Here is a 14143-nt window from a genome sequence, read left to right as displayed (position 1 = left end):
TTGACCCGATGGCCGGTCGGGCTGGGGCGTGATACGCTTTGGGTATGATTTCGTTCATCGTTCCCGCGCACAATGAGGAAGCGCTTCTGGGCGAGACGCTGTCGCACATTCAGGCGGCGGCCTGCGCGCTGGGCGAGCTGTACGAGTTGATCGTCGTTGACGACGACTCGACGGACCGTACGGCTTCGATCGCGGCGGAACAGGGAGCGCGCGTCGTGTCGGTCAAGCTGCGTCACATCGCGGCGGTGCGGAACGCCGGGGCGAAGGAAGCGCGGGGCGAACTGCTGTTTTTCATCGACGCTGACACGCAGATATCGCCGCGGACGCTCGCGGCGGCGTGGCGCAGCACGCAGGCGGGTTCGACGGCGGGCGGGGCGCTGGTGGAGATGACGCCGCCGATTCCATTTTCGGGTCGGATCGCGCTGACGCTCTGGAACACGATTTCGAGGACGCTGCGTTTCGCCGCCGGTTGCTTCGTGTTCGTGAAGCGCGAGGCGTTCGAGGCGGTGGGCGGGTTCAACGCCGAGTTCTTCGCGGCCGAGGAAATCGCCTTGAGCGTCGCGCTGCACCGGTGCGGCCCGTTCACGATCCTGCCCCACCATGTCCGCACCAGCGCCCGCAAACTTCAGACGCACACCGCCGGCATGCATCTGCGCACGATGGCGCTTTCCATCCTGACGCTCGGCCGCTCACTTCGCAAGCGCGAAGGGCTCGATATCTGGTACGGCCAGCAGCGGGTCAACGAAACGAAGGTCGGCGACCCCGAATCGAAGTAACGGCGATCAGTGACGCAACTGACTTTTAAGCAGCGCCTCCAGGTCCGTGTGCTTGAACTGGAAGCCGAGGTTCATGAGCTTGCGCGGGACGGCCCGGGTGCTGGCGAGCAGGACTTCCTCGGCCATCTGCGAGCCGAAGATCATCTTCGCAACGAAACCCGGCAGCGGGAAAATCGTCGGGCGACCCAGAGCGGCGCCGAGCGCCTTGGTGAGCTGTTTGTTCGTCACGGGATCGGGCGCACAGACATTGATGGGCCCGGCGACGGCGCTGCTGTTGAGCGAAAGCTCGATGACGCGCACGGCGTCTTCGAGACTGACCCAGGGGATGTACTGCTTGCCGGACCCGACGGTGCCGCCGACGCCGAACTCGAAGGGCTTGAGCATTTTCTTGATGGCGCCGCCGTCGGGCGAGATCACCGCGCCGAAGCGCAGGTACACGACGCGCACGCCGCGCTGCACCGCCGGCAGCGTCGCCGCCTCCCACTGTTTGCACACATCGGCCAGAAAACCCTTGCCCGGCGGCGACTGCTCGGTCAGCTCCTCGTCCCCGCGATTGCCGTAGAACCCGACCGCGGAGGCGCACACGAGCACCTTCGGCGGATCGGGCGCCTGCGCGATGGCATCGCAGAGCGTCTTGGTGCCCATCACCCGGCTGAGCCGAATGCTGTCCATCTTCGCTTTCGTCCACCGCCCGCTGGCGATGTTGTCGCCGGCCAGATGCACGACCGCGTCGAGCCCGTTGAGCTTCTTGCCCTGGATCGTGCCCTCGGTCGGGAGCCAGTGAATGGTGAAGGTTTCGCTGGTGGCGCTGGTGGGTTTGCGGAGGAGGCGCAGGATCGTGTGATGTCCTTCGCCTTCGCGAAGACTCTGCACGAGCGCCGAGCCGAGCAGCCCGTTGGATCCGCTGATCGCGATCTTCATGAACAATCCCTCTGATCGAACCGGTCTATGTTAGTCGAATTTCACGGGGGATCACAATCGGGGCGTCCGCGGTTCAGTCCGCTTCGCGTTCGATCGTGACTTCGTCGCCGACGCTCACGCCGAGCATGGCGGCGGCGTCGCCGTGGTGGATGCTGATTTCGATTCGGCCGGTCGATCCGATGATCGCCAGCAGTTCGCCGTGCGGGACGGCGGCGTAGCTGGATTGAAGGCCGCGAATCGAATGGCGCGCGATGTGCAGGCGCGGCCGGCGGGGCACGTCCGCGGCTCTCAGGTTCGTGATGATGTTGCCGAAACGGTCGATGTGAATCACTTGACCCGTGCGCCGCCCATGCGGGCCGAGGCCCGGCTCAATGCGCGGCAGATGAATCCATTCATCCGTCGCCGGTCCCAGCGCCTCAAGCCGCAATCCCGCCGCGATCGACGCCGCACACGGCGCGAAGATGTCGCGCCCGTGAAATGTCTGACTGATCGGCTCGAGCATCAGCGTTTCGTTCTCCACGCTCACGACCCGCTTCACCTCGCCTTCGTCAAACACATTCGACAGAAGCCCGTTGTCGGGCGCGATGAAGAATTGATCGTCGACCTCGGCGGCGATGATCCGCCGGTCCGTGCCGACGCCGGGATCGACGACGGCGCAGTGCACCGTGCCGGCCGGATAGTAGCGCCACGCCGCGGCGAGCAGGTAGCCGGCCTGCGGGATGTTGCCCTGCGGCAGATCGTGAGTGAGATCGATGATCGTCGCGGCGGGGCAGCGCGTGAGGATGACGCCTTTCATGATGCCGACGTAGACGTCGGACAGGCCGAAGTCGGTGAGCAGGGTGATGATCGGTGCGGTGGTCATGCGGCGTTCAATACGCGTTGTGCTTGCGGACGCTGATCGTTTCGAGCGAGACGGCGGCGAGGAGTTTGGCGATGCGTTTCGACGCCCGGCCGTCGCCGTAGGGATGCTTGAGCTTGTCGAGGTCGAGCTTCATGGCCCGCTTGATCGCCCGGCGGACTTCCTTCTCGCCGTAGTCGCAGTCGATGACGTTCCGCGGGCGTTCGCGTCCGCCTTGGCGCGGGCCGATGTTGACGACGGGCGTTTTGAGGACGGCCGCCTCGATGAGACCGGCCGAGGAGTTGCCTGCGAGCACGCGCGCCCCGGCGAGCATCGACAACCAGCGGTCGCGCGCCATGTGATCGACGGCATTGGGCGGCAGGGCGGCGACGATGCCCGCGCTGCCGGGGTCGGTGTTGGGACCCATCACGAGGCGATGAAACCCCTCCGTCGCCGCGAGCGTCTGTCGCATCCAGCGGCGCTCTTTCGCATCGTCCGCGCCAATTGGGTGCTGAAGAACGATGATTTGCGGCGCATCCTTCGCCGGCTTGACGCGGTTGAGTCCGTCGGCGGCGGGCGAGCCGGTGAAGTACACATGCTGCTCGCCCATCTTCAAAAGCCGCTTGCGGCTGAGCGCCGACGCGGCGAAGTGCATATGCGCGAGCTTGCTGATCGCATGGCGCATCGCCTCGTCCGCTACGCCCTCCGCCCGATCGCCGCCGTGAATATGCGCTACGCGAAACCCGCCGACGCTCGCCGCGCTCGCCGCCGCGAACGGCTCGATGCGGTCGCCGAGCACGAGCACGAAGTCGGGCTTGAGCTTGTCGAACGCCCTGGCGAATCCCGCCACGCCGCGCGACAAGGCAAGCGCGTCAGCAAGTCGTCCCGTCTTGCCGCGCTGCTGCATCGGGATGCGCGCCGCGACCTTGAACTTCACATCGCGCTCCGTGCCCGTCACGAGATGCGCCCCGGCGACGAGGACGCGCAGCGAAAGATCGGAGCGATCGGCGATCGCGCGCATGACAGGCGCGAGCAGGCCGTATTCAGCCCGCGAACCCGTGACGACGGCGATGGTGCGGCGATTGCTCAAGCGACGTCCCGCTGGGTGATGTCACCATCATCGCAGCGGTTCTGGCTCGATTCAAGGTCGCTTTCGTGAAGCAGGGCGTTGGCGCGGACGGCCTTGAGCAGCGGGCGGCCGACGACGGCGCTGAGCTGCGCGGCGGGAATGCCCGTGCCGGGGCGCTTGACGGTCAGGTCGGCGCGCGTGAGCACATGACCGGCGGGCAGATCGCGGACGACGCAGACGCTCTGCCGGCTGACCTTACGAACTTCGCGCTCCGGCTCGCTGATGTGATACGGATCGCCGGCGAGCATCCGCTCCGCGGCGCGGATGCGCCGAATGTAATCGCGAAGCTGATCGGGATCGAAGCTCGCGGCATGATCGGGGCCCGCGGCGGCGGTGTCGTACGTCAGATGTTTTTCGATGACGGTCGCGCCCTGCGCGACGGCGAGCATGCCGGTGCTCGGGTCGTCGGTGTGATCGGAATAGCCGACGGGCCGGCCGAACGTCGCCGCCAGCGCGCCGATGCGGCGGAGATTGGCGTGCTCGGGCGGCGTCGGGTACGCGCTGACGCAGTGCAGCAGCGTCAGCGGATGCTTGGCGCACCGCAGCAGCGTCGGCGTCAGCTCGTCGAACCCGCACGTTCCCGTCGAAAGAATCAGCGGCTTGCGAAGCGTGAGCATCGCCTCGATGAGCGGCAGATTCACCGCGTCGGGCGAAGCGATCTTCACGGCATCGACGTCGAGCCGGCGCATCGCCGACAGCAGCTCGATGGAAAAGCACGTCACGATGAAACCAAGGCCCATGCGCCGACAGGCAGCCCGGACCTGAAGCATGTCATCGACACTAAGCTGAAGCCGGGCGAGCATCTCGTGCGGGTCGTGCGCGCTGGCGCGCTGATACGCCGCGAGCATCGCTTCGCTGCTCAAGAGCAGCTTGGCGTCGAACAGTTGCAGCTTGACGGCGTCGGCCCCGGCATTCTTGGCCGCGGCGGTGAGCTGAAGCGCCCGCTCGACGGAGCCGTCGTGATTGACGCCCAACTCGGCGATGACATAAGCGCGCTGACCGGCCCCGATGGCGCGCTCGGCGATGTGCATCGGCGGGAAGGTCCGCGGCGTGACCGCCTCGCCGCGCTGGGCGCTTTGGAGCGTCGCGCGCGCGATCGCCAGATCGCGCGGGGTGTCCACGTCGATCACCGCCGCTTCGTCCGTCACGATCGCGCGACGGTCCGTACCCAAAAAAGCATGCGGCTGACCGGGGATGACGTTCATCAGCGCGGCGCGCCGCACGGCGATGATCCCGCCGTTGAGCATGAACACCGGCGGAAGGTCCTGCCGACGGTAGATCTGATTTTCCTGATACGCGATCAGCTCATCGTGCTGCTCGCCGACAAGCTGGCGCATCCATAACGGATGCGTCTTGCCCACGCGATACACCGACTGCACGCTGTCGCAGCCGGTCTTTTGCAGCTTGTCGATTGACGCGTCAATGAGGTCAAGCGGGCGCACGGGGATGTTGGCGTAGAGAATGACGATCTGTTCGTAGCGCGCGTGCTCCGCTTCCTCGATCGTGGTCAGCGCGTGACGCGCGGCGTCGTCGATGGTCGCGGTATCGTGGGCGAGTTCAGCGGGCCGGCCGACGACGATGGCGCCCCGTCGATGGGCGATCTTCGCGGCGACGGCGTCGTCGGTGCTCACCACGATGCGATCGAGGCGGCGGGCGGCGAAGGCGTGGTCGAGCGTGTACTCGATCATCGGGCGACCGACGAGATCGATGACGTTCTTGGACGGCAGACCTTTAGACCCGGCCCGCGCGAGAATGATGCACAGTGTCTTGGTCATAGATGATGCGTCGCTCACGGCCGATGCCATTCGCGGCAGCCGGCGCACTGGGGCGTTTGCCGGTAGCAGCCGTCGGCGTGGGCCTGTCGCAGTTGCGTGTGCGCTTTCCATTGTTCGTCGAGCCGGCCGGGCGTCCCGCCGCGCCAGTCCTGATCGCACAGCGCCAGCGATCCGTCGCTGTGAATCGTCATGCGGCGCGCGAGCTGGCGGCAGGTCACGCGCTTCGGCGGCGACATGTCGAGCACCGCCAGGTCCGGCATCAGTCCCCCGCCGGTCGTCGGCGCTTCGATCACCGCATGCCCGCAGTAATACATCCACCGATCGAAAAAGCTCTCCAGTTCGTGCACATTCTCCGCCGTTTTGACAAGCCGGGGCACGATCCACGGCCGGCCCGCCTTGCGGTGATTGAGGAGCCATTCGACGTTCGTGAGCACGCGATTGAATGCATCGATGCCCATGAGCTTCTCGTACGTCGCCGGCGCGTCGGCGTTGATGCGGACGCTGATGACGTCCGCCTCCGATTCGATCAGCGCTTCCAGCGCCGCCTGATCGACGAGCAGGTCCGTTTCGACGTGCACCGCGCGAATGTTCGCCTCGCGCGCCGCGGCGATGATGTCGCGCCATTGCGGATGCAGGAGCGCATCGCCGAGCCCGCCCAGCGTCAGCGCGACGTCCGGCTCGACCGCCAGCGAGGCGATGACGCGCCTGGCGTCATCGACCGGGATGTTCGGCCGACTCACCGCCACGTGATGCTGCGGTACGATCGGCCCGGTGGCGAGGCGCGCGCTGGTGAGTTCGAGCGTCGCCTGCTGGGGCATCGGCAGACTGGCCTCGTCCAGGTGCGGCGCGAGCTTTTCGACGATCTGGCGGGCCGTCAGGTCCGCCCCTCCGAGTCGGTCCAAAAGCCGGCGCCAGCGCGGGGCGTCGACGCTGATGCGGCCCATGAAACCGCGCACCACGGGATCAATGAGCACGCACGGGTCCTTGCCGATGGGGTCGCCCTGCGGGAGGTGCGGCTGATACATGAGCAGAGAGCCGATCGTCGCCTGCTTCCGATCGAGTTCCGCCATCAGGTCGCGCTCGACGAGGCAGCCCGCCAGCCCCGGCGGCGCCTGCGTGAAGGCCAGTTTCATCTGCTCGCTCTGGCGCAGATGGCGCTCGATGACCGCGTCGCACAGCGCCGGGTCGACGGCGGGCCAGTCGGGGGAGACGATCAGCCCGGCGGTCGCCTCGAAGGCGTCGAGCGCGGACACCATGGCGCGGGCGGCGAGGACTTCGTCGTAGCAGCACGCGCCCCCCAGTCCGCCGCGCCATGCGGTGGGCGAAAACGCGCGGGCGATCTGACGCGAGGCGTGAACGGTGTCATCGACCGGGCCGTCGACGGTATGCACGCCGACGCGGCCGGATTTGGGCATCGCCGGCAGCGGGCGGTCGGCACTGTGAATCACGACGATGCGGTCCAGCAGTTTGCACCGGCTCAGCCGATCGAGCGTCGTCGAAAGATGCGTGCCCTTGACGTTCGATGTCATCGGCAGCAGGGCGATGATGCGTGCGGCGGGTCGGATCATGCGGCGCCTCGCTCAGCGGCGGCCTGTTGCTTCTGCGTTTTGAGTCGGCTGATCGACTCATGCAGAATCTCCAGCGTCTCCGTGCACGAATCGACGAGCCACTGCACATTGTCGATATCGCGATCGAGCTGGCGGGCCTGACGCAGGTAGGGGTCTTCGTGTTCGCCCGCCTCGATGGCCCGGTCGGCGCGGACGCGCTTGAACAGGCCGATCTGGTTGAGGTCGTTGACGAGCGTGAACGCTTCCTGAAGCTCGGCGACTTCGCGCTTGCGCTTTTCGAGCTGATCGAAAAGGCGGTCCATCTTCGCATGGTCCCGCTGATCTTCGATCATGTGTCGCAGCAGCGGCAGGGTTTGTTCGCTGGTGTTGCGGAATCGTTTGACCTGTTCGAGCCGGCGGCGCAGATGGTCGTCGACCAGCGCCAGCCGCTGGGCATCGAGCGAAGTGCTCGCCTGTGGCAGATGCGTCAGCGGCCGAAGCGCGTACAGATCGAGCGCCGCCCGGAGGGTCATCGCCGCGGCGTGCTGTTTGGGCAGGCCGCCTTCGGTGGCGTCAATGATCGTCTGCGACGCCTGGGCGAAGTCGCGCTCGAACTGGGCGAGGTAGGTGAGCATCTGTTCGTCGGAGTAGATGGGGCGGCCGTGCACATCGGTGCGTTTCTGAAGATGCGCCTTGTGCCGCGCGATGCGCTGCCATTCCATCATCTCGATCGTGTTGAACACGCCCAGCTCGGGGGCCCAGACATCGTGAATCGCCGTGCCGGGGCTGTAGTAGAGTCCGTCGGAAAAGCCCAGGTCCTGTCCGATGAAGATGATCGGATCACAACCGAGATGTTGAGCGAGATAGAACGACAGATGCGCCACCGTCGAGCCGGGCTTCATCGGCTTGATCGGCCGATGCAGCGGGCCCAGCAGGCGGTCGAGGAAGCTGTTTTGCAGAATGCGGATCGGACCGGGGTAGGCGTCGAGAATGGCGTGATGCGCCTTGGCCTCGGCGACGAGCGTCACGTCGGGCAATGGCGGCAGACCTTCGTAGAAGCGCGCCGAGATTTCGTGATAGTCCAGGGCCGTGACGAAATGCGGACGGATGCCGCGATCGAGCAGCGGCTTGAGCACGGTCTGCACGGCGATGATCACCACGCGCTCGCGCATGCCCGGCTCGGACAGGAGCGCGACATTCTTCGCCAGACTCGGCCCCGCCGACACGAGCACCGCCGGATACCCCGCCGCGGCGCCGGCCAGCTCGTTGACCGTCGCGCCCGCGGCGTAGTGCCCGATGTTGTGCGCGAGGTTGCGGCAGGTCAGCGCGGCGTTGACGAGCGTGGTCGCCATCGTCGTCCGCACGAAGGCGACGACTTTCGTGAACTTCTCGGTGAACGCGGTCAGGTCGGTTTCGTGAAGCCGGCGCGTCGGGGCGTGGGACAGGAACTCGACGCCCTGCGTGATCAAGCTCGCGTGCGGCTCGAAGCGCCGGGTCATCTCCGCTTCGTCCGGCGAGCCGAGCAAAAGCAGCACGCCCCGGGCGAACATCGTCGAGTAATCGATGCGTTCGAGCACCGAGCGCATCAGGCCGGCGTCGGGTTCATAGATGGCCAGCAGTCCCTTGCCGGCGACGCGGTCGGCGAGTTTGCTCACGTGATACCCGAGGCCGAACCCGAGCACGATGATCGTGCCGTGGTCATTGAGGTTGGCCTTGGCGGCGAACTGCTCGGCGTCGGTGAGCGGCTGATGGCGCGAGGCGAGGGTGATTCGGATGAGCCGGCCGTCGTCGGACTGCGCCGCCACGGAGGCCGACTCGGCCCCATCGCGCGCGGCGGTCCACTCCAGCCCGTCGATCGGGGCGGATTGTCGAATCTGCTCCGCCGCCACGGCGTTATGCCGCGACAGTGCGGCGAGATTGCGATCCAAAACCGTCGACATGCGATAAACGAAGCTCCACAAAGATATAATCACGCATCCCCGACTCCGCCGGGGCGCTTGTGTTCTTATCGGAACCCCCAAGCCGAGGGCTTGAAGTTTGCCGACCGACTGGCCCAACCCGCCGCTGCTGGAGCACATCCTTTTTGAGAATCCCTGGCCGCTGGTCATTTTCTTTCTGGCCATCGCGGCGGCGCTGTTCGTCGTCGGCGGACGACTCGAGAAGATCCGGATGCAGCGATCCGCCCTGTTTCCGCTCTTGGGCGCGATCGCCGTTCCGCTGATTGCGAACGCCGTTCACACGGATCGGGAGCAACTGGCGGAGCGGACGCAGGCGCTCGTCGACGCCGTGGCGCGCGAGCCGATCGACGCCGCGGCGATGAGCGGTTTGCTGGATGAAAACGTGACTTTCTTTCTGATGAACCGCGATCAGATCATCGCCATGGCCCAGCGCGCCAGCGCCAAGTACAACATTCAGGCCGGCTCGATCACCGCCCTCGAAGCCCGCGTCGATGCGCCCGATGCCGGTCAGATCTGGTTCGCCATCTATGTCCGCATCCGGTCCGACGGCGGCGAATTCCCCACAAAGAGCCAATGGCTGCTACACTGGAGAAAGTCCGCCGGCCTGTGGCGCGTGAGCGAAATTCAAATGATCAGCGTCAACGATCAACCGGCACGGAAGGCGTATCTGCCCTGATGTTGGCGGCGAGCGCTTGCCGATGGCTCGCGGCCAAACGAAAACGCGACCCGTATTGAAAGTGTGGTTCCCATGAAACATCGCCTGAATCGAATCGTGTTCATGTTGATCCTCGCCGCCGGCGCCGCCGCGCGGGCGGCCGACGGCGACGGCTACGACCTTCGCCCGATTTGGACCGAAGGCCAGGTCAGCCGCTACCGCATCACGCAGACGGAACTGACCGTGCAGCAGATTCAGGGCATGACCGAGCCGGCCGAGTCGGTGGTGGAGCTCGGCGGGGAAGTCACGTGGCAGATCATCAAGACGCCCGGCCCGGGTCAGTCCGGCGGGACGGCGCGCATGACGCTCGACAAGCTGACCATGAAGATCACCGACCCGAGCGGCACGAAGCTCGAAGTCGACGGCCGCGGGTCCGACCCGGCCACCGAAGGCCTCCGCACATGGATCAACGCCATCACCGGCGCGCCATTGGAAGTCTCGGTCGGCCCCGACGGCACGATCGGACACGTCAGCGGGTTCAAAGCGATTCAGGACAAGGCCGGCCCGGCGGGCGAGAAGCTCGACGAGTCGTATTTTCAGGAGATCGCCATGGATTTGGCCGTGCTCGTCGGCGGGCCGGCGGGCGCCAAGCCGGGCGCGAAATGGAGCGAGCAGCACGATGGATCGCACCGCATGGGGATCATCCATTTCGACTCGACGTACAACCTGACGGGCGTGGAGAAGATCGCGGGGATCGACGTGGCGATGATCAATCGCAATTCGAAGATGACTTTCGAGCCGGACATGTCGGACGTGCCCGCCAACGCGCCGCCGATCAAGGTGCGAACGGTCAAGGCCACGCAGAGCTCGCAGATCATGTTCGACACGACGCGCCACGAAGTCGTCGGCTCCAACGGGGACCAGACGCTCGAACTGGAAATCAGTCTCACCCTCGGCGGCCGCACGCTCGTGCGAACCAACAAGGAAGTCACCAGCACGCAGGTGCTCCGCATCAGTGAAGAGTGACGCGATCGCGTTGACGACGAAAAGCTGAGGGATGCCCATCCCGCAGCTTTCGCCTCGGCGACGCATCGACCGCACCGGCGATATCATGTATCGCGATGACCGATCCGCGCTTCATCAAGCTGGGGCTGATCGTCGGCGTGCTGGCGACGCTCTGGGTGCTCGAATCGATCATGCCGCAATACCTCGGCCGGCGCGACCGGCTGCGGCACGATGCCCGCAATCTCGCGCTGGGTTTCATCAACGCCGCGGTGGTCGCGCTGATTTTCGCGTCGGCGCTCGCGCTGGTCGCGCAGCAGCAATGGGGCCTCTTGCATCGGATCGTACTGCCGGCGTGGGCGAGGTGGATCGTCGCATTTGTGATGTTCGATGCATGGATGTACGCGTGGCACGTCGCCAATCACAAGCTGCCGTGGCTTTGGCGGTTTCATCGCGTGCATCACACGGAAACTGAAATGGACGCCAGCTCCGCGATGCGCTTTCACATCGTCGAGATCGCGCTCTCGTCGCTGGCCCGGCTCGCGGTCGTGCCGGTGCTGGGGCTGACGCTCGAGCAGTTATTGGTGTACGAATGCGTGCTTGAGCCGGTGATTCTGTTTCATCATTCCAACGTGCGCGTGCCGGATCGGGTGGACCGGCTGATGCGCTGGCTGATCGTCACGCCGTGGGTGCATTGGGTCCATCACAGCGATGTGCAGCCGGAGACCGACTCGAACTACGGCTCGGTGTTCTCGTTCTGGGACCGCCTCTTCGGCACGTTCCGCCGCCGGGACGACCCGACGACGATCCGTCAGGGCCTCGACGGCGCGGACCCCACCGAATCGCGATCGCTTCTGGCCATGCTCGCCGCACCGTTCCGAAGAAAGTAGCTGTCAGCGATCAGCGGTCAAGCATCAGCATTTTCCTGCTGACACCTGACCGCTGACGTCTGACGCCTTTTCATTTGAATCCCCCGCCGACGTAGAGCGTTTCGCCGGTGACCCAGCTCGCATCGGGCGAGGCGAGGAACATCACGGCCGGGGCGATGTCGCCGGGCGCGCCGATGCGGCCGAGCGGGGCCTGCTGTTCATACATCTTGTGGAAGTCGCCTTCGACCAGCCCCAGCGACGTCGTCCCCTCCGTCTCGACCAGCCCGGGGTTCACGGCGTTGACGCGAATCTTCTTCGGGCCAAGCTCCTTCGCCAGCACGCTGGTGATGGCGTTGACCGCCGCCTTCGTCGCGCTGTACACCGCTGAAGCCGGCGGCGTGTAGACCGCCACGATCGAACTGATGTTCACGATGCTCCCGCCATCGCTCATCAGCTTCGCCGCCTCCTGCGAGGCGAAGAGCAGGCCCAGCACGTTGAGGTTGAACTGGTTGTGGAAGCTATCGGCGGTGATATTCTCCAGGGGCTGCATGTCGTAGATGCCCGCGTTGTTGACGAGCACGTCGACCCGGCCGAACGCCTTCTTGGTTTCGGCGAAGAGCTTGCGGACGTCGGCTTCGACAGCGAGGTTCGCCTGCACCGCGACGGCCTTGCCGCCGGCGGCCTGAATGGCGTCCACCACCTTGTCCGCCCCGGCCTTGGACGAGCTGTAGTTCACGACCACGCTCGCCCCGGCCGCTCCGAACTGCCGGGCGATCTCCGCCCCGATCCCTTTGGACGCTCCCGTGACGACGACGACTTTGTTCTTGTAGTTGGCACTCATGGTAATGTTCCTTTCGTCATGGTCTGATGACGCTGAGGACGGTGCGTTACAGGCGTGGACCGAATTACCTGGAAATTCACCGCCGAGACGCCGAGGACGCGGGCCCGGCTGCCCCGCCGCCGTTGCTTCCGGGGGCTGGCTCGCTACGATGGTCGAACTATGTCTGACGCCCCTGAAAACCCGGCCCATGAGCATCCCGCCAACACCGTCGAAGCCGACCGGCGAGCCAAACTCGCCCGCCTGCGCGATGAGTTTCACATCGACCCCTACGGTCATCGCATCGACGGGCTCATCACCCTCGCCGCCGCCCGCGACCGCTACGACGCACAAGCCGATGAAGCCCACAAAGCCGACGCGGCCAGCGATCAGCGCCCCGTCGTGAAAATCGCCGGCCGGGTCATGCTGCGTCGCGAGATGGGCAACCTCATCTTCATGACCCTGCGCGACGCCACCGCCGACGTGCAGGTCGCCATCAGCAAAAAGTCCGTCGCCCCCGACGCCTTCAAGCTCGCCAAGCTCACCGACCTTTCCGATCAGATCGTCGTCGCCGGCCCCCTCGCCAAAACCAAGACCGGCGAAATCACCGTCTGGGCCAGCGGCGACGACGGGTTCGTCATCGCCGCCAAGTCGCTCGCCCCGCCGCCGGAGAAATGGCACGGGCTCACCGATCCCGAGCAGCGCTACCGCAAGCGGTATGTCGATCTGTACGTCAACCCCGACGTGATGGCGACGATGCAGAAGCGCATCGCCATCATCGAGGAGATGCGCCAGTTTTTGCGCAGCCGGGGGTTCCTCGAAGTCGAGACGCCGATGATGCAGCCCCTCGCCGGCGGCGCCGCCGCCCGGCCGTTCGTGACGCATCACAATGCCCTCGACATCCCGCTCTACCTGCGCATCGCGCCCGAACTGTACCTCAAGCGCCTCCTCGTCGGCGGATTTCCCAAGGTCTTTGAGATCAACCGCAACTTCCGCAACGAAGGCATCAGCCCCCGCCACAACCCCGAGTTCACCATGCTCGAGGCCTACGAAGCGTTCGGGTCATGGGAAACCATGGCCGACCTCGTCGAAGAGATGGTCACGACGGTTGCGCAGAAAGTGCTCGGCACGCTGATCATCGAGCACAAGGATGCGGATGGCAATGTCGCGAAGACGATCAATCTGACAAGACCGTGGCGGCGCGTGCGGATGGTCGATCTTGTCGAAGAGCGGACGGGATGGAAGTTTGACAAGCAGGCGCTCTCGGCCGAGCAGATCGATCAGCTTCGCGCATCCAACCCCGGCAAGGATTTGAAGCTCGACGGCACGCCGGCCGAGCAGCTTGTCGAAGTCTACGAAAAGGTCATCGAACACACGCTCATTGATCCGTGTTTCGTCACGCATGTGCCGAGTGTGGTGATTCCGCTGGCGAAGGAGAACAGGGATGATCCGTTCTTCGCGGATGTGTATGAGCTGGCGATCAACGGGCAGGAGATCAGCCCGGGGTATTCGGAGCTGAACGATCCGGATGTGCAGGAGCGGCACTTCCGCCATCAGGTCGGCGACAAGGACGAGCAGCAGAAGGTCGACGAGGATTTCCTCGAAGCCCTGCGCGTCGGCATGCCGCCGGCGGGAGGCATGGGCTTAGGGATCGACCGCCTCGTCATGATGCTCACCGGCGCGGCGAGCATCCGCGACGTGATCCTCTTCCCCCTGATGCGCCCGCAAGGGTGAAAGGCAAGAACATGAACCACCGAGACACCGAGAACACCGAGGAAGGCAGGGAGAGATCAGGATGTGCTTCTTTTGTCTTGCTCTCGGTGTCCTCGGTGTCTCGGTGGTTTAATCGGTATTTT

General features: G+C 65.4%; 11 protein-coding genes. 5 read left to right on the top strand and 6 right to left on the bottom strand.

What is annotated here, in order from left to right; all coding sequences use genetic code 11:
- Positions 1–44: 44 nt before the first annotated feature.
- Complete coding sequence (locus GC162_20150; GenBank protein MBI1370952.1) at positions 45–776, top strand: glycosyltransferase; 732 nt, start codon at positions 45–47, stop codon at positions 774–776.
- 6 nt (positions 777–782) lie between these two features.
- Here the strand turns inward: GC162_20150 and GC162_20145 are convergent, their stop codons facing one another.
- The 5 genes from GC162_20145 to GC162_20125 form a co-directional block, all read right to left on the bottom strand.
- Complete coding sequence (locus GC162_20145) at positions 783–1697, bottom strand: TIGR01777 family protein (protein ID MBI1370951.1); 915 nt, start codon at positions 1695–1697, stop codon at positions 783–785.
- Positions 1698–1770: 73 nt separating this feature from the next.
- Positions 1771–2559: a hypothetical protein gene (locus tag GC162_20140; protein ID MBI1370950.1), complete on the bottom strand. Its 789-nt coding sequence runs from the start codon at positions 2557–2559 to the stop codon at positions 1771–1773.
- Between the two features lie 7 nt (positions 2560–2566).
- Positions 2567–3625, bottom strand: coding sequence for a UDP-N-acetylglucosamine 2-epimerase (hydrolyzing) (neuC, locus tag GC162_20135; protein MBI1370949.1), 1059 nt, complete (start codon positions 3623–3625; stop codon positions 2567–2569).
- A complete protein-coding gene (locus GC162_20130; GenBank protein MBI1370948.1) occupies positions 3622–6063 on the bottom strand; it encodes an NTP transferase domain-containing protein in 2442 nt (813 codons plus the stop codon). Before GC162_20130 ends, neuC begins: the two co-directional genes overlap by 4 nt.
- 940 nt (positions 6064–7003) lie before the next feature.
- Entirely contained in the window at positions 7004–9109 is a 2106-nt protein-coding gene (locus GC162_20125; protein ID MBI1370947.1) for a DUF115 domain-containing protein, read from the bottom strand.
- Positions 9110–9155: 46 nt separating this feature from the next.
- Here GC162_20125 and GC162_20120 point away from each other — a divergent pair, with 46 nt between their 5' ends.
- From GC162_20120 to GC162_20110, 3 genes are all read left to right on the top strand, one after another.
- Entirely contained in the window at positions 9156–9620 is a 465-nt protein-coding gene (locus tag GC162_20120) for a hypothetical protein (protein ID MBI1370946.1), read from the top strand.
- Positions 9621–9692: 72 nt separating this feature from the next.
- A complete protein-coding gene (locus GC162_20115) occupies positions 9693–10625 on the top strand; it encodes a hypothetical protein (GenBank protein MBI1370945.1) in 933 nt (310 codons plus the stop codon).
- 95 nt (positions 10626–10720) lie between these two features.
- Positions 10721–11491, top strand: a complete 771-nt coding sequence (locus GC162_20110) for a sterol desaturase family protein (GenBank protein MBI1370944.1) — start codon at positions 10721–10723, stop codon at positions 11489–11491.
- A 70-nt stretch (positions 11492–11561) separates the two neighbouring features.
- Here the strand turns inward: GC162_20110 and GC162_20105 are convergent, their stop codons facing one another.
- Positions 11562–12311, bottom strand: a complete 750-nt coding sequence (locus GC162_20105) for a glucose 1-dehydrogenase (protein ID MBI1370943.1) — start codon at positions 12309–12311, stop codon at positions 11562–11564.
- A 159-nt stretch (positions 12312–12470) separates the two neighbouring features.
- On the opposite strand from GC162_20105, the gene lysS reads away from it, so the two are divergent.
- Positions 12471–14021, top strand: a complete 1551-nt coding sequence (gene lysS / locus GC162_20100) for a lysine--tRNA ligase (GenBank protein ID MBI1370942.1) — start codon at positions 12471–12473, stop codon at positions 14019–14021.
- The last annotated feature ends 122 nt before the right edge of the window (positions 14022–14143 follow it).

Source organism: Planctomycetota bacterium (genome assembly GCA_016125255.1).
GTDB lineage: Bacteria > Planctomycetota > Phycisphaerae > Phycisphaerales > Zrk34 > RI-421.
This window is presented reverse-complemented; position numbering and strand designations above follow the sequence as displayed.